The organism is Microbacterium sp. PAMC22086 (assembly GCF_019443525.1).
Classification (GTDB): Bacteria; Actinomycetota; Actinomycetes; order Actinomycetales; family Microbacteriaceae; genus Microbacterium; species Microbacterium maritypicum.
The window spans coordinates 325,197-339,801 of sequence record NZ_CP080380.1; the positions used below are offsets into that span (position 1 = coordinate 325,197).

The window sequence follows — 14,605 nt, forward strand, 5'->3', positions numbered from 1 at the left end:
CGGCCGCGATGTCAGGAGCCGAAGGTCGCCGCGTCGATGACGAACCGGTACCGCACGTCGGATGCGAGCACGCGCTCGTAGGCGGCGTTGATGTCGGAAGCGGGGATGGTCTCGATCTCGGCGGCGATACCGTGCTCGGCGCAGAAATCGAGCATCTCCTGCGTCTCCTGGATGCCGCCGATGTTGCTGCCGGCGAGCGAGCGACGGCCGCCGATCAGCGACATCACCCCGACCGAGAGCGGTTCGCCGGGAGCTCCGACGCACACCATGGCGCCGCCGACGTCGAGCAGGCTCAGATAGGAGCGCAGATCGATCACCGCGCTGACGGTGTTGAGGATCACGTCGAACGACGACCGCAGCTCACGGAAGGTCTCCTGGTCGCTCGTCGCGTGATAGTGGTCGGCGCCGAGCCGCAGCCCGTCGTCCTTCTTGCTCAGGGTCTGCGAGAGCACGGTCACCTCGGCACCGAGTGCGTGCGCGATCTGCACGCCCATGTGCCCGAGGCCCCCGAGTCCCACGACGGCGACGCGGGTGCCCGGTCCGACGTTCCAGTGCCGCAGCGGTGAGTATGTCGTGATGCCAGCGCACAGCAGGGGAGCTGCGGCATCCAGGGGCAGCGCGTCGGGGATCTTCAGGACGAACGCTTCGGTGACCACGACCTGCTCGGAGTATCCGCCCTGCGTGACGGTGCCGTCACGATCCGTGCTGCCATAGGTGAGGACGGCCCCCTGGGTGCAGAACTGCTCCTCCCCCCGCAGGCAGTTGCGGCACTCACCGCACGAGTTCACCAGGCATCCGACGCCGACGCGATCGCCGACGGCATGCCGGGTGACGCCCTCGCCGACCGCGGCGACGGTGCCGGTGATCTCGTGGCCGGGAGCGAGCGGGTATTGCTGAGGCCCCCAGTCGCCGCGCACGGTATGGATGTCGGAGTGGCAGATACCCGCGAACGCGATGTCGATCAGCACGTCGAGCGGGCCGAGCTCGCGTCGCTCGATGACGGTCTTCTCCAGCGGGGCCCCTTCACGGGGTGCGGCATAGGCGTTCACAGCAGACATCTCGGACTCCTCGGATCGGGTACCTGCCGAGACTACCCAGCACCGGATGAGAATCGGCCGTCCCGGCCGAATCGACGATTGTCAAGGCCGGGTGCGCTCCGCTCGGTCACGCTTAGGCTCACGCCATGACCACCTCCGACGACACGATCTCCCGGTACCTCACCCGCTATGCGGACAGCCTGACCGCATTCGATGCCGAGACCGCGGCGAGTCTGTGGTCGACGCCGGGGACGATCGTGAACGACCGCTCCTCCGGTGTGCTCGAATCCCGCGACGCCATGATCGACGGTCTGCGGCATTCCTATCCGATCTACCAGCGGCTGGGCCTGGCCTCCGTCGGATTCGAACTGCTCGAGCGTCGCGATCTCTCCGACCGGCTCGTGCTCGTGCGCGTGCGCTGGCTGTTCTTCGACGCCGGCGGCGTGCAGCTGACCGACACCGACAGCTACTACCTCCTGCGCGACGAAGACGAGGCGGGTCTGCAGGCGTGCGTGTGCGTCGAGACCGACGCGGCGCAGAAGCTCCAGGCCCTGGCCACCGAACGCGGAGTGGATCTCACCGCGGCACCCTGACACCCGATCCGCATCTCCCCGAACACCTGTCGGGAGGATGCGCACCTGTCGGGAGAATCGCGCGGATTCGCCGTGCGCTCGTCACGAACTCCCGACAGGTGGATCAGGTCCGGGCTGAACCGCAGGCGGTCAGCGCTGCTTCTTCTTCAGCGCCTTCTCCTGGATCGGCGCCTGACCGGTCGCTGCGAGGTCGGCGTAGTAGGCGCGGGCCTCATCCTGACGCTGCTTCTCCAGGCCGCTGGCGATGGGCGCGCGCACGTGCTCGGGCTCGTAGCCGAACGCGTTCACGAGGTCGAGCGCATACGGACGAAGACGAGCGCACAGGCGGTCGATGTAACTCGACACGGCCGCAGCGCGCTGCGTCGACAGGCGTCCGTTGATCAGGTGCCAGGCGAGATGCTTCTCGATGAGCTGCAGGCCGAAGAGGTCGCGCAGCCAGGTGAGCACCTTCCGCGTGTCCTCATCGTCGATCTGGTGGACGGCGTCGGTGAACGCCTCCCACTGCAGCAGCTCGCCGTGCGCGCGGGCCGCCTCGATGAGCTCGGCCTGGTTCTCGTTGAACAGGCGGGCACCGAGGGCCTTGTCCTTCGCACCGGGGCGCAGGCGGGAGGCGATGTCGGCCACCATCTGCTGCACGCGTCCGGCGAGCAGGTCGTGCTGCTGCTCCTCACGCAGACCCCGCTCGACCGAGCGGCTCACCTGACCGAAGTCGGAGACGGCCTGACCGAGCTGGCGGAGCCCGGCGCCGTGGAACAGCTTGCCCGCGGTCATGCCGACGGCGAACTTCGCGAGCGCCGCCGCATCCTTGCCCTGGAACTGCTTGGCGTAGTCGGTCAGCAGACGCTTGCCGACGAGCTGCAGCAGCACGTTGTTGTCGCCCTCGAAGGTGACGTAGATGTCGAGGTCGGCGCGGAGTCCGACCAGACGGTTCTCGAACATGAAGCCGGCGCCACCGGTAGCCTCGCGGGCCTCCTGCAGCGTGTCGAGCGCGTGCCAGGTCGACAGCGGCTTGAGGGCGGCGGCCAGGGTCTCGAGGTCTTCACGGTCGGCCGGGGTGTCGGTGCGGCCGGAGAAGACGCCGTCGAACTTCTGCAGGAACTCGTCGTGCGCGAAGATCTGCGCGTACGTGGTCGCCAGGCGCGGGAGCAGACGGCGCTGGTGCTTGCCGTAGTCCATGAGCACGACCTCCTGCCCGTCCGCACCGTCGAACTGGCGGCGCTGGGTGGCGTAGGTGATCGCGATGTGCAGGCCGAGCGCCGAGGCCCAGGATGCCGCACCGTCGAGCGACACACGTCCCTGCACCAGGGTGCCGAGCATCGTGAAGAAGCGGCGGCCGGGGCTGTCGATCGCGCTGGAGTACGTGCCGTCCGCTGCGACGTCGCCGTAGCGGTTGAGCAGGTTGGTGCGCGGGATGCGCACATGGTCGAACGAGAGGCGCCCGTTGTCGATGCCGTTGAGTCCGCCCTTGAGGCCGTCGTCCTCGCGGCCGATGCCGGGAAGGTCGACGCCGTCCTCGCCGCGCAGCGGCACATAGAAGCAGTGAACGCCGTGGTTGACGCCGTTCGTGATCAGCTGCGCGAAGACGGTCGCCGCGACGCCGTGCAGCGCCGCGTTGCCGAGGTACTCCTTCGTCGCCCCGCGGAACGGGGTGTTGATCACGAACTCCTCCGTCGCCGGATCGTACGTCGCGGTCGTACCGACGGCCGCGACGTCGGAGCCGTGGCCGATCTCGGTCATCGCGAAGGCGCCAGGGATCGAGAGGTCCATCACACCGGGAAGCCACTTCGCGTGGTGTTGCTCGGTGCCGAGCTGAAGGATCGCGGAGCCGAAGAGTCCCCACTGCACGCCCGACTTGATCTGCAGGCTGGGGTCGGCCACCACCAGCTCCTCGAAGCCCGCGATGTTCGCGCCGTTGTTCTCCTCGCCGCCGAGCGACTTGGGGAACGCGCGGTGCACGGCCTTGTTCTCGACCAGGAGGTGCAGCTGGCTGAGCACGCGCTCGCGGTGCTCGTCCTTGCCGAGCTCATCCTTGCGCCAGAACGCCGAGTCCTTGATCATCTCGCGGGCCTGGCGACGTACGTCTCCCCACGTGCCCATCAGGGCGTCGTTGACGCGGGCGACATCGATGTGCAGGTTCGCATCCGCGGTGTCGGTGGAGGTGCGAGTCGTCTTCGGACGGACGGCGGCGTCGACCATGTGCGTTCCTCTCAGAGGGAAGTGGGATTACAGCCATGGTAGGTCTGCCACAACCAGAGACGAACTGCCCTGTCCACATCCTCCAACGCCCGACGGGCACATCTCGCCGCCGCGTTGTCGTCAGACCACAGTCCGGACTGGCGGGACCGCTTCGGGCGTCGCGGGCGGCGGTGCGGCGCCTAGCTGTGATGTCCAGGGACGTTGTTGCGTGAATCGCTCGTGATTTCTGAGGGGTGAAGGCCTCCGGTTGCGAGAGTGGAGCTGTCTAGAAACCGCTCACGCAACACAGGAGGCCTTCATGTCCCACGCTAACGCTGCTCTGACCCCGCGCGCTCGTTTGCGGCTGGCCAAGCTCATTGTCGAAGAGCATTGGTCCGCCACTGTCGCGGCGAAGATGTTCATGACCTCGCCGCCTACGGCGCGGAAGTGGGCCGCCAGGTTCCGCGTCGAGGGGGCAGCAGGGATGCTCGACAGATCCAGCCGGCCGCGATCGATGCCGACCAAGACCCCTCCCGAGCTGGTCAAACGGATCGTGAAGGCACGGTGGCGACGCCGGCTCGGCCCGGCGCAGATCGCCGCGGAGCTCGGCCTCCCGACCTCGACTGTTCATGCGGTACTGGTGCGCGCGCGGATCAACAGACTCAGTCATATCGATCGGGTTACCGGCGAACCCATCCGCCGATACGAGCATCCCCGTCCCGGATCGATGATTCACGTCGACGTGACCAAATTCGGCAGCATCCCCGATGGTGGTGGCTGGCGGTTCGTCGGCAAGCAGCAAGGAGACAAACACAAGGCGACGACGGCTCTCCGCACGGGAAGAACCAGCAAAGGTCACCCGAACATCGGCACCGCATTCGTCCATACCGTTATCGATGACTACTCCCGCGTTGCCTACGCCGAGATCTGCGCCGACGAGAAAGCCGTCACGGCGATCGGTGTCCTTGAACGCGCTGTCGCCTGGTTCGCAGATCGCGGCGTCACAGTCGAGCGCGTCTTATCCGACAACGGGTCGGCCTATCGCTCCTACGCATGGCGAGATGCCTGCACCCTGCTCGGCGTCCGACACAAGCGCACCCGCCCCTATCGTCCACAGACCAATGGCAAGATCGAGCGGTTCCATCGCACCCTCGCCGACGGCTGGGCCTACGCACGCTTCTACGGATCAGAATCCGAACGCCGAGCCGCGCTACCCGCCTGGCTACACACCTACAATCATCACAGGCACCACTCCGCAGTCGGAGCCGCACCCATCAGCAGACTCAACAACGTCCCTGGACATCACACCTAGCCGACAACGAGAGCGTGTTCAGCGCGATCGCGGCGGCTGTCGAACCCGGCGAGCTGGTCTTCTCCAGCATCGCCGAGCGAAACGCACGCACTCCGGGCTACCTCGAGCTGTTCGCGGCGCTCACCGGCGAGGCCTCGGCCGCCGGTCACCCCGCGCACGCGCGGATGCGTGAGCGCTACTGCCGGCTGCGCTCGCTGAGCGTCGACGTCCTGGAAGACGCGAAGTACCACAGAGTCATCGCGGCTGATCGCGACGTCGACGGCGAGACCGTTAGGCATACGGCCGGGTGGGACGGCCTGCAACTGCTCTCGCAGTACCTTCCGGATCGAGTCGACGTGGTCGAGATGCTCGAGGAACGCGAGAACCTCTGGGCGCTGCCGGTCGCATGGCGCGATCCCGACGACGACCCCTCATCCGACGCGGACGCGGCCGGCCCCCTGCCCGAGCTGCGCACGACGGCGACGCCGGACACCGAACCCGGTTATGCGGTCGGCCGTCGCCGCCGCACGCAGATCCTCGCCGATGCGACGCGCCTGTTCGCACGCGACGGCTACGGCGACACCAGCCTGCAGGACATCGCCACCGCGGTCGGGGTGTCGAAGTCGACCCTGCTGCACCACTACCCGTCGAAGGAGCTGCTGCTCAGCGCCGTCCTCACCGAACGGGACAGCGCCATCAACGAGAACCAGGGGTTCTCCGGCGCAGCGTCCGCCGGAGAAGTGCTCCGCAGCATCCCCGATGGCGCCGCGCGGAGCGCGCAGGATGAGCCGGGCCTGATCGAGGTGTATGCGGTGCTCCTGCGAGGCGGTCCCCGCCGCCCACCCCGCGCACGACTACTTCGCGACGCGGTTCGCGAACGCGCTGGAGTACTTCACCGAGCTCTTCCGCCTCGCCCAGGTCGACGGCGACCTGCCGGCGGATCGCGACCCGGTGCACGAAGCCACGTGGCTCATCGCGATGTGGGACGGACTGCAGTACCAGTGGCTGTACGACAGGGAGCGGCTCGACATCGCCACGCACCTGCGCGCCCACCTCGACGACGTGCTGCCTCCGCGCTGAGTGCTGCGGCCTCGGATCAAGCGCTGACTCCGCGTCGGATCAGGCGGCGGCGATGACCGCCAGCACGCCCTCGCCGTAGGCCTCGCGCTTCTTCGCCCCGATGCCGGTGATGCCGTCGAGGTCGGCGAGGGAGGCCGGACGATGCTCGGCGAGCGCACGGAGGGTGGCATCGCCGAAGACGATGTACGCGGGCACGCCCTGCTCGCGCGCCGTCTCGGCCCGCCAGGCGCGCAGCGCTTCGAAGAGTCCGCGATCCCCCGCGTCCAAGGCGTCGGCGGCGCTGGCCTTGCGAGCACGGCCGGAGGAGGTGGGGCGCCCGATCGTGTCCTTGCGCAACGGCACGGCGGTCTCCCCTCGGAGCACACCGGCCGCCTGCTCTCCGGGCGCGAGAGTGCCGTAGTCTCCCTGCGCGACCACGATGCCGCGAGCGAGGAGCTGCCGCACGACACTTCGCCAGTCCTGGTCGGAGAGGTCGTTGCCGATGCCGTAGGTCGCGAGCTTGTCGTGGCCCTGCTGCCGGATGCGCTCGGTCGAGGCCCCGCGGAGGATGTCGATCAGATGCCCGGCGCCGAACGCCTGATTGCGCTCGCGCTTGAGCCGCACGATCGTCGAGAGCAGCTTCTGCGCGGGGACGAGACCGTCGAACGTCTCGGTGTCTTCCAGGCACGTGTCGCAGTTGCCGCACGGCTGCGACTCCTGCCCGAAATAGCCGAGAAGGTTCTGGCGTCGGCACTCCACGGTCTCGCACAGGGCGAGCATGGCGTCGAGGTGCTGGCCCATCCGCATCTTGAACGTGCGGTCGCCGGGGCTCTGGTCGATGAGCCTGCGCTGCTGCACGACGTCGCCGAGGCCGTACGCCATCCAGGCCACCGAGGGCTCGCCGTCGCGACCAGCGCGACCGGTCTCCTGGTAGTAACCCTCGACCGACTTCGGCAGGTCGATGTGCGCGACGAAGCGCACGTCGGGCTTGTCGATGCCCATGCCGAATGCGATCGTGGCGACCATGACCACGCCGTCGTCGCGAAGGAAGCGCGCCTGGTTCGCCGCCCGCACCTCGGCGGGCAGACCCGCGTGGTACGGCAGCGCATCAAGCCCCTGGGCGGCGAGGTAGGTCGCCGTCTGCTCGACCGACTTGCGGCTGAGCGCGTACACGATGCCCGCGGGCTGCGCACCGTCGTCGCTCGCCGGCGTCTGGGATCTGATGAACGCGACCAGCTGCTTGCGCGGGTCGACCTTGGGCACGATCCGATACTGGATGTTCGGGCGGTCGAAGCTCGCGACGAAGTGCTTCGCGGCGCCGAGCTGCAGTCGCTCGGTGATCTCCTTGTGCGTCGCCGCGGTCGCCGTGGCCGTGAGAGCCATGCGCGGCACCCCGGGGAACCGCTCGCCCAGGTCGCCCAGGGCGAGGTAGTCGGGGCGGAAGTCGTGACCCCACTGCGACACGCAGTGCGCCTCGTCGATCGCGATCACGCTGAGCGTTCCGCGCTGAAGAAGAGCAGTGGTCTGCGCGCTGGAAAGACGCTCCGGTGCGACGTAGATGAGGTCGAGCTCGCCGGCGATGTACGCCCTCTCGACCTCGCGACGCTCATCGATGGCCTGCGTGGAGTTGAGATAGGCGGCGTTGACGCCGTTGGCTCGCAGCGCATCGACCTGGTCGTGCATGAGCGCGATCAACGGGCTGATCACGAGCCCGGTGCCCTCGCGCACGAGAGCCGGCACCTGGTACGTGATGCTCTTTCCGCCACCGGTCGGCATCAGCACGACGGCGTCGCCGCCCGCGATGACCTGCTCGACGATGTCGGCCTGATCGCCGCGGAACTCGTCGTACCCGAAGACCGTGTGCAGCGCCTCGCGCGCGGTCGGGTAGCGACTCGGGGCGGCGGCGCGCACAGCCGACGGCGCGGCCGTGGCGGACCGCGGAGCCACCGGGGTGACCGGCCCCTGCCCCCAGTCGAGCGGGGGCTCGAAGCCCGCGCCCTGCGGCTCCCAATCCATCGGCTCCGGCGGGACGGACGACTCCCACCCGTCGTCGTAGGGCTCGTCGGCGTACGGCAGATCCGCGTACGGGTCACGGGGAGTCTGCGGCATCCCTCCAGCGTAACCACCCCCGCCGACGCGGGCGGCGCGTCCTCCACAGGCGAGGGGCGTCGCGTGCCCCGAGGAGACGGCGCACCGACTCGTCGCCCGGGAGCGACCAGGGCGCTTCCGGCGGGCGTAGGTTGGAGGCACCCCGTTCGAAGGAGCACCCGATGACCGACATCACCGTGACCCGCAACGACGAAGAATCGCGCTACGAGCTCCGCTCCGACGACGTGCTCGCGGGCTTCGCGGCGTTCGATCTGCGCCCCGGATCCATCCGCTTCACCCACACCGAGATCGACCCGGCATTCCAGGGGCAGGGACTGGCGGGAAAGCTCGCATCGGCCGCTCTGGCGGATGCGGCGGAGCGTGGTGATGCGATCGTGCCGCTGTGCCCGTACATCGCGAAGTACCTCGAGACCCACGAGGTGCCGGGCGCGGAGATCCGCTGGCCGAAGCCCCCGTCCGCCCCCGCCGGATCCGCAGGTGAGGACCCGACGGGCCGAGCGGAATGATCGGGCAGCGCCGCCTTATCCTCGAACCCCGCGAAGTGCCGCTCGGCGGGGTACGCGGCATGAACGTGCTGCGCGCACTGCCGCACCGCAACCTGCCGACGATCGGCGCCTGGTGCTTCCTCGACCGGTTCGGTCCCGCCGACACCAAGATGCGGGTCGAACCGCATCCGCACATCGGACTGCAGACGGTGACCTGGCCGCTCGTCGGAGAGATCCGCCACCGCGACTCGCTCGGCAGCGACGCCGACCTGCGCCGTGGGCAGCTGAACCTGATGACCGCGGGGAACGGGATCTCGCACTCGGAGTACTCGATCGGCGACGGGCCCGTCCCCCTCGATGCGCTGCAGTTCTGGGTGGTGCTCCCGGATTCCGCGCGCCACGGTGCCCCCAGATTCGAACGGCACACCGCACTGCCCGCGCTCGCGATCCCGGCGGGCGAGGGCGCGGATGCCGAGGCCACCGTCGTGCTCGGCGAGTTCGCCGGGGTACGTTCCCCCGCCACCGTGCACACCCCGATCGTGGGCGCCGAGATCGTGCTCTCCCCCGGCTCGCGGGTGCACCTGCCGCTGCGTGCCGACTGGGAGCACGCGCTGATGCTGGTCGAGGGCGATGTCGTGGTTGCAGAGCATCCGCTCGATCGCAACGGTCTGCTCTATCTCGGCGACTCGCGCGATGGGGTGGAGGTGTCGAGCGACGAGGGTGCGCTGCTGTTCCTGCTCGGCGGCGAGCCGTTCGAGGACGAGATCGTGATGTGGTGGAACTTCGCCGGCCGCACGCACGACGAGATCGTCGCAGCGCGCGAGGAGTGGGAGGCGGAGTCGTCGGCCGCTGCTGAGCCGGCACGGTTCGGCATCGTCGGCGGTCACGACATTCGAATCCCCGCTCCGCCGCTGCCCGACGTGCAGTTGATGCCCCGCGGACGCCGGATCTGATCCTGATGACGACGTCGGACCTCTTCCCCGGCACTCTGGCGCCGATGCCGGGCGCCACAGCATCCGCCACGTTGATCTGGCCGAGCGTCGAGTCGGTCGCGCCCGCGCGGTTCGTGGAGGGCTTCAAGCCCTTCGCGGCCTTCGCACGCGATTCCGATGCAGACCCCGCCGTCCTCGCGACCGACCTCTTCGCACTGTGGGACTTCATCGCTGCGCACGCCGAGCTCCTCGATGCTCCCGAGATGACGGAGGCAGCCTCGCGGTTCCTGGGGAACGCGATAGCCGTGGCGCATCCCGCGGCGAGGTGGCGGATGACGAGCGAGCCTGAGGTCGGTACCTCGGCCATGTCGATTCCGGTCGCGGGCGTGCTGCGGGCGATCGTGGAGCACCCGGAGCAGCGTGAGGCGTTTCGAGAGATGCTCGCCTCCTGGCCCCAGGCCGACCGCGACGACCTGGAGTCGAGTGCCCTCGCGCACCACGAGGTCGACGTCGACCTCGTGGTCGCCCCTGTGGCGTTCGCACGTCCGCCCCTCGCGATCCCGGAGTTCTTCGACGACGACGGCCGGGTCATCGACTACGGGTCCCGCTGGGCCGGTGGCTCTCCGCCGGACGACGCCTACTCGCGGGTCTCCCATCCTGAGCGCTTCGCCCCCGTGCTGTCCGTCGTCGACGCGCTGGTCGAGCACCTGGCGACCTGGTACGTCGTCGACGTCGACCGACGGGTCTCCGAATCGGGGGCCCGCGTGATCTGCCTGCGCCCCACGACGGGTGCGACGATCACCCTCACGGTGTCGGCCGAGTCCGTCGACATCGAAGCCGGGGCCTTGTTCCGGGACCGTGCGCCCGTGTGCACCTGCGACGCCTGCGACGAGACCGCCGAGAGCGTGGCCGACAACCTGGAGCAGACCCTTCTCGCGATCGCGGCCGGAGGGTTGAGGGAGGTCTTCCCCGTCGGACAGAGGCGCTGGCTGCACACCCGGATCCACACCCCCGACGGCAGCGGACGATCCAGTGGCGGCCAGCCCGACCCGGCGATCCCCGCGAAGCGTCTCGACGAGGCCGCCGACGTTCTCGGCCGTCTCCCCGATGGCTGGTGGCCGGCCTGGACGCTGCGCGCGGAGCCGGTCTGACTCAGCCGCGCTCCGGGGTATGCACCCGCGCGAGGAAGCGTTCCGTGCGCGGCGACGGGCCCCGCGGGTCGAGGATCGAGACCACGACGGTCACCGCCGTCGCGAGGGGAATGGTCCAGGCGGCGGGCTGGGCGAGGTACGGCGCCGCCGCCCCGACGCCATCGATCAGGGCATGCACAAGCAGCGCGAGGCCGGCGGCGAGACCGCCGGACAGCATCCCGGCGACCGCCCCACGAGCGGTGAGTCCTCGCCACCAGACCCCCAACAGCACGACCGGCGACAACGTCGACGCCGCCACGACGAACACCACACCGACACTCGATCCGAGACCGGCCGGGGCCGTGAGCAGCGCCACGGCGAGTGGCACCAGCGCACAGAGCACGGCCGAGAGTCGGAACGAGCGCACCGATCCTGAGAACACGTCCTGGCTGATCACTCCGGCGAGCGACACCACGAGGCCGGCCGATGTCGCCAGGAAGGCCGCGAACGCCCCGGCAACGATCAGTGCCGTGAGCAGCTCGCCGAACGCCCCGGGGAAGACGCGGGACGGCAGCAGCAGCACCACGGTGTCGGCGATGCCCGGCACTGCGAGGTCGGGAGCGGCGATGCGCGCCAGCAGGCCCATCGTGCTCGAGACCGCATAGAACGCACTGACCATACCGATCACGATCACCGTCGTGCGTCGCGCCGAGACCCCGGTCGGACTCGTGTAGAAGCGCACCAGCACATGGGGAAGACCCATGGTTCCCAGCAGCAGCGCAAGCAGCAGCGAGGCCGTCTCGTAGGCGTCGAACCCCGAGGGGCCGGCCTCGACCGGGAAGACCAGCGCGGGGTCGAAGTCGTGCGGACCGCCGCTGAGCGCGAAGGCGATGAACACGACCGGCACGAGGAGAGCGGTGAGCTTGAGCCAGTACTGGAACGCCTGCACATACGTGATCGCGCGCATGCCGCCCGCGGCCACCGCTGCAGCCACGAGCACCGCCACGGTGACGGCTCCCACCCATTCCGGCAGCCCCGCCACGACGAGCAGGGTGAGACCGGCGCCGTGCAGCTGCGGCACGATGTACAGCCAGCCGATCACCAGCACCGCGATGCTCGTGACACGTCGGGTCGACGTCGACTCCAGGCGCGCCTCGATGAAGTCGGGGATCGTGTAGGCGCCGCTGCGTCGGAGCGGGGCCGCCACGAACGCGAGGACCAGGAGGTAGCCGGCCGCGTATCCGATCGGGAACCAGAACCCGCGGGCGCCGTCGAGCAATACGAGGCCCGACAGCCCGAGGAAGGTACCGGCCGAGAGGTACTCGCCACTGATCGCCGACGCGTTCCACACGGGTCGCACGGTGCGCGACGCCACGAAGAAGTCTCCCGTGGTGCGGGAGATGCGCAGTCCGTAGACCCCGATGAGCAGCGTCGCGACGATGACGAGCGCGACGCCGATGAGATCGAGCACCACGTTCATTCGCGGTCCCGGAGCGCCCGGTACCGACGCTCGTTGCGCACGGCCGTGCGCACGTAGAGCACCGCGAAGACGACGATGATCGGATAGAACGCGTACGCCTGCAGCAACCACGACAAGGGCAGGCCCCAGACCAGGACCTGTCCGATCTCGGGGATGAGGGCGATCGTCAGGGTGAGCGCGATCACGACGACCACGAACCCGGCGACCGTGCCGAGCGCGAGTCGGAGCTGGCTGCGCATCAGGGCCCGGGCGTACACGGCATCCGCCTCGTCCACGGGCGAGCCGGGCAGGGCGATGCCGCGGGTGAAGGTCGTTGGTCGCCGATCCGGCAGGTCGGCCGTGACGCGCACGCGCTTCGGCTTCTCGGTCATCCGGCGCCCTCTCCACGCAGCAGGGCATCGCGCACCGCCGGCACCAGACGCCGACTGACCGGCAGCGAGACCGCGCCGATCGACACGGCGGGCTCCGCCCCGGACAGACGCGCCTCGGTCACGGCGGCCGTGCGCACGAGCGAGGAGCGATGGATGCGCAGGAATCCGGCCGCCGCCCACCGAGCCTCCAGCTCCGAGATCGGGATGCGCACCAGATGCCCTGTGCCGTCGCCGGTGTGCAGCCGGGAGTAGTCTCCCTGCGCCTGCACCCAGCGCACCTCGCTGCGGCGCACGAACCGCACGACGGATCCGACCGTGACCGGCAGCACCTCGTCGTCGCCGAGGCCCGCGGTGTCGCCGAGCTCGACGACCCGGGCGACCGCCTGACGCAACCGCTCGAGGCGCACGGGCTTGAGCAGATAGTCGGCAGCCCGCAGCTCGAACGCCTCCACCGCCCTGGCCTCGTCGGCGGTCACGAACACGACGGACGGCGGTTCGGCGAGGGTCATCAGAGCGCGCGCGAGCTCCATCCCGTTCAACCCCGGCATGTGGATGTCGAGGAACGCGATCCGCACCGCCCGCTCGGACAGCACCCGCAGTGCCTCAGCCCCCGACGATGCCGTGAGGATCTCACCGACGCGAGGGTCGGTGCGCAGCAGGTGGACCAGCTCGTCCAGGGCGGGTCTCTCGTCGTCCGCGACGAGCACATCGATCGGAGGTGCGATGGTCATCATGAACGTCAGTCGTTGTCCGGGTCGTGCTGCGGCTGCGATTTCGGGACCCGCATGCGCACCAGGGTACCGGCGCCGGTGTTCGTCTCCACCACCAGGCCTCCGTCCGCGCCGTAGAGCTGACGCAGCCGGGTGTCGACGTTGCGCAGACCCACGTGGACGCCGTCGTCGCCCGCCGTGAGGGTCGCTCTCAGCCCCTCGGGGTCCATGCCGACCCCGTCGTCCTCGACCGTGATCTCGGTGTGGGTGCCGTCGTCGCGCGAGGCGATGCGGATCTCCCCTCCCCCGACGCCGGGTTCGAGACCATGACGGACCGCGTTCTCGACGAGCGGCTGCACCGACAGGAACGGGATGACCGTCGCGAGCGTCTCCGGCGCGATCTGCAGGGTGACCCTCAGCCGGTCACCGAAGCGGGCCCGCTCGAGCTCGAGGTAGGAGTGGATGCTGCCCAGCTCTTCGGCGATCGTGGTGAACTCGCCCTGTCGACGGAACGAGTAGCGGGTGAAGTCGGCGAACTCGAGCACAAGCTCGCGCGCACGCGTAGGGTCGGTGAGCACGAACGACGCGATCGCCGTGAGGGCGTTGTAGATGAAGTGCGGGGAGATCTGCGCCCGCAACGACCGCAGCTCAGCCTCGGCCAGCTGCGTCCTCGACGCATCGAGTCCGCCGAGTTCGACCTGCGCCGCGCACCAGTCGGCGACCTCTTCGGCCGCCCGCACCAGCGCTGCCCGCACGGATGCTGCGAAGGCGACCACGACACCCACCACGCGTCCGTCGACGAGGATCGGAGCCCCGACGGCCTCGAGCTCACCGTCCCTTCCGCGCGCCGGGAAGACCTGCCGTCGACCGGAAGCGCTCACCTGCGCGGCGATGCGGCGTGCCGCGGACTCCAGTCCGTCGGAGGGGCCGTCGAACGACACGGTGCCCTCGGCGCTCACGATCGCGACCGCTGCGCTTCCGAGCAGCACGCGCAGGTGCCGTGCGGCCTTCACGACGTCGGGGGCGGAGAGCCCTGCACGCAGGTGCGGTGCCGCCAGGCTCGCCTGGTGCAGCGCCGTGAGCGCGGCCTGTTCGGCATCGCTTCCCAGGTCGGCGGCTCCGCGGGCGAGTCGGCGTGCGAGCAGGAGGAGCACCGAGAGGACGATGCCGCCGAGCACGCCCAGCACGGCGGCGAGAACGACGTCGGTCATGGTCCCAGCCTAGGCACCGACG

At 69.4% G+C, this 14,605-nt stretch carries 13 protein-coding genes and 1 pseudogene; 7 read left to right on the top strand and 7 right to left on the bottom strand.

The features are described from left to right. Positions 1-11 precede the first annotated feature (11 nt). Entirely contained in the window at positions 12-1,058 is a 1,047-nt protein-coding gene (locus KY497_RS01550) for an NAD(P)-dependent alcohol dehydrogenase (protein ID WP_219869657.1), read from the bottom strand. 125 nt (positions 1,059-1,183) lie between these two features. On the opposite strand from KY497_RS01550, the gene KY497_RS01555 reads away from it, so the two are divergent. Further along, on the top strand, positions 1,184-1,630 hold the full coding sequence (locus tag KY497_RS01555; RefSeq protein ID WP_055869560.1) for a hypothetical protein: 447 nt from the start codon (positions 1,184-1,186) through the stop codon (positions 1,628-1,630). Between the two features lie 129 nt (positions 1,631-1,759). On the opposite strand, the gene KY497_RS01560 is transcribed toward KY497_RS01555, so the two are convergent. Beyond that, a complete protein-coding gene (locus KY497_RS01560; RefSeq protein ID WP_218682349.1) occupies positions 1,760-3,826 on the bottom strand; it encodes an acyl-CoA dehydrogenase in 2,067 nt (688 codons plus the stop codon). A gap of 298 nt (positions 3,827-4,124) precedes the next feature. On the opposite strand from KY497_RS01560, the gene KY497_RS01565 reads away from it, so the two are divergent. From KY497_RS01565 to KY497_RS16555, 3 genes and pseudogenes are all read left to right on the top strand, one after another. Continuing rightward, entirely contained in the window at positions 4,125-5,117 is a 993-nt protein-coding gene (locus KY497_RS01565; protein WP_219869658.1) for an IS481 family transposase, read from the top strand. 344 nt (positions 5,118-5,461) lie between these two features. Beyond that, a pseudogene (locus KY497_RS16550) lies at positions 5,462-5,710 on the top strand (TetR family transcriptional regulator); the annotation flags it as partial. 193 nt (positions 5,711-5,903) lie between these two features. Then, the gene (locus tag KY497_RS16555) at positions 5,904-6,176 is read left to right on the top strand and encodes a TetR family transcriptional regulator C-terminal domain-containing protein (protein WP_258185984.1); all 273 of its coding nucleotides are present in this window, start codon (positions 5,904-5,906) and stop codon (positions 6,174-6,176) included. 39 nt (positions 6,177-6,215) lie between these two features. On the opposite strand, the gene recQ is transcribed toward KY497_RS16555, so the two are convergent. Continuing rightward, entirely contained in the window at positions 6,216-8,264 is a 2,049-nt protein-coding gene (gene recQ, locus KY497_RS01575; protein WP_141386544.1) for a DNA helicase RecQ, read from the bottom strand. Between the two features lie 161 nt (positions 8,265-8,425). Between recQ and KY497_RS01580 the strand changes: the two genes are divergently transcribed. From KY497_RS01580 to KY497_RS01590, 3 genes are read left to right on the top strand one after another with little or no spacing between them, the layout of a single operon-like run. Continuing rightward, the gene (locus KY497_RS01580) at positions 8,426-8,770 is read left to right on the top strand and encodes a GNAT family N-acetyltransferase (protein ID WP_055869533.1); all 345 of its coding nucleotides are present in this window, start codon (positions 8,426-8,428) and stop codon (positions 8,768-8,770) included. After that, the gene (locus KY497_RS01585) at positions 8,767-9,702 is read left to right on the top strand and encodes a pirin family protein (protein WP_219869659.1); all 936 of its coding nucleotides are present in this window, start codon (positions 8,767-8,769) and stop codon (positions 9,700-9,702) included. Before KY497_RS01580 ends, KY497_RS01585 begins: the two co-directional genes overlap by 4 nt. Before the next feature lie 5 nt (positions 9,703-9,707). Beyond that, positions 9,708-10,832 (top strand): DUF6226 family protein, encoded by a 1,125-nt coding sequence (locus KY497_RS01590; RefSeq protein WP_219869660.1) that lies wholly within the window; start codon positions 9,708-9,710, stop codon positions 10,830-10,832. Position 10,833: 1 nt separating this feature from the next. On the opposite strand, the gene KY497_RS01595 is transcribed toward KY497_RS01590, so the two are convergent. Genes KY497_RS01595 through KY497_RS01610 form a run of 4 tightly spaced genes read right to left on the bottom strand, consistent with a single transcriptional unit; the run spans position 10,834 to position 14,583 of the window. Next, positions 10,834-12,291: a cation acetate symporter gene (locus KY497_RS01595; RefSeq protein ID WP_219869661.1), complete on the bottom strand. Its 1,458-nt coding sequence runs from the start codon at positions 12,289-12,291 to the stop codon at positions 10,834-10,836. Beyond that, a complete protein-coding gene (locus KY497_RS01600; RefSeq protein WP_219869662.1) occupies positions 12,288-12,662 on the bottom strand; it encodes a heavy metal transporter in 375 nt (124 codons plus the stop codon). The genes KY497_RS01595 and KY497_RS01600 overlap by 4 nt, the downstream gene beginning before the upstream one ends. Further along, on the bottom strand, positions 12,659-13,393 hold the full coding sequence (locus KY497_RS01605) for a LytTR family DNA-binding domain-containing protein (protein WP_055871125.1): 735 nt from the start codon (positions 13,391-13,393) through the stop codon (positions 12,659-12,661). The genes KY497_RS01600 and KY497_RS01605 overlap by 4 nt, the downstream gene beginning before the upstream one ends. Positions 13,394-13,401: 8 nt before the next feature. Further along, complete coding sequence (locus KY497_RS01610; protein ID WP_055876661.1) at positions 13,402-14,583, bottom strand: sensor histidine kinase; 1,182 nt, start codon at positions 14,581-14,583, stop codon at positions 13,402-13,404. Between the last annotated feature and the right edge of the window lie 22 nt (positions 14,584-14,605).

Excerpts from the sequence above, each read along its gene's own strand:
- KY497_RS01550 (WP_219869657.1), bottom strand. The coding sequence starts at position 1,058 with ATGTCTGCTGTGAACGCCTATGCCGCACCCCGTGAAGGGGCCCCGCTG.
- KY497_RS01555 (WP_055869560.1), top strand. The coding sequence starts at position 1,184 with ATGACCACCTCCGACGACACGATCTCCCGGTACCTCACCCGCTATGCG.
- KY497_RS01560 (WP_218682349.1), bottom strand. The coding sequence starts at position 3,826 with ATGGTCGACGCCGCCGTCCGTCCGAAGACGACTCGCACCTCCACCGAC.
- KY497_RS01565 (WP_219869658.1), top strand. The coding sequence starts at position 4,125 with ATGTCCCACGCTAACGCTGCTCTGACCCCGCGCGCTCGTTTGCGGCTG.
- KY497_RS16555 (WP_258185984.1), top strand. The coding sequence starts at position 5,904 with ATGCGGTGCTCCTGCGAGGCGGTCCCCGCCGCCCACCCCGCGCACGAC.
- recQ (WP_141386544.1), bottom strand. The coding sequence starts at position 8,264 with ATGCCGCAGACTCCCCGTGACCCGTACGCGGATCTGCCGTACGCCGAC.
- KY497_RS01580 (WP_055869533.1), top strand. The coding sequence starts at position 8,426 with ATGACCGACATCACCGTGACCCGCAACGACGAAGAATCGCGCTACGAG.
- KY497_RS01585 (WP_219869659.1), top strand. The coding sequence starts at position 8,767 with ATGATCGGGCAGCGCCGCCTTATCCTCGAACCCCGCGAAGTGCCGCTC.
- KY497_RS01590 (WP_219869660.1), top strand. The coding sequence starts at position 9,708 with ATGACGACGTCGGACCTCTTCCCCGGCACTCTGGCGCCGATGCCGGGC.
- KY497_RS01595 (WP_219869661.1), bottom strand. The coding sequence starts at position 12,291 with ATGAACGTGGTGCTCGATCTCATCGGCGTCGCGCTCGTCATCGTCGCG.
- KY497_RS01600 (WP_219869662.1), bottom strand. The coding sequence starts at position 12,662 with ATGACCGAGAAGCCGAAGCGCGTGCGCGTCACGGCCGACCTGCCGGAT.
- KY497_RS01605 (WP_055871125.1), bottom strand. The coding sequence starts at position 13,393 with ATGACCATCGCACCTCCGATCGATGTGCTCGTCGCGGACGACGAGAGA.
- KY497_RS01610 (WP_055876661.1), bottom strand. The coding sequence starts at position 14,583 with ATGACCGACGTCGTTCTCGCCGCCGTGCTGGGCGTGCTCGGCGGCATC.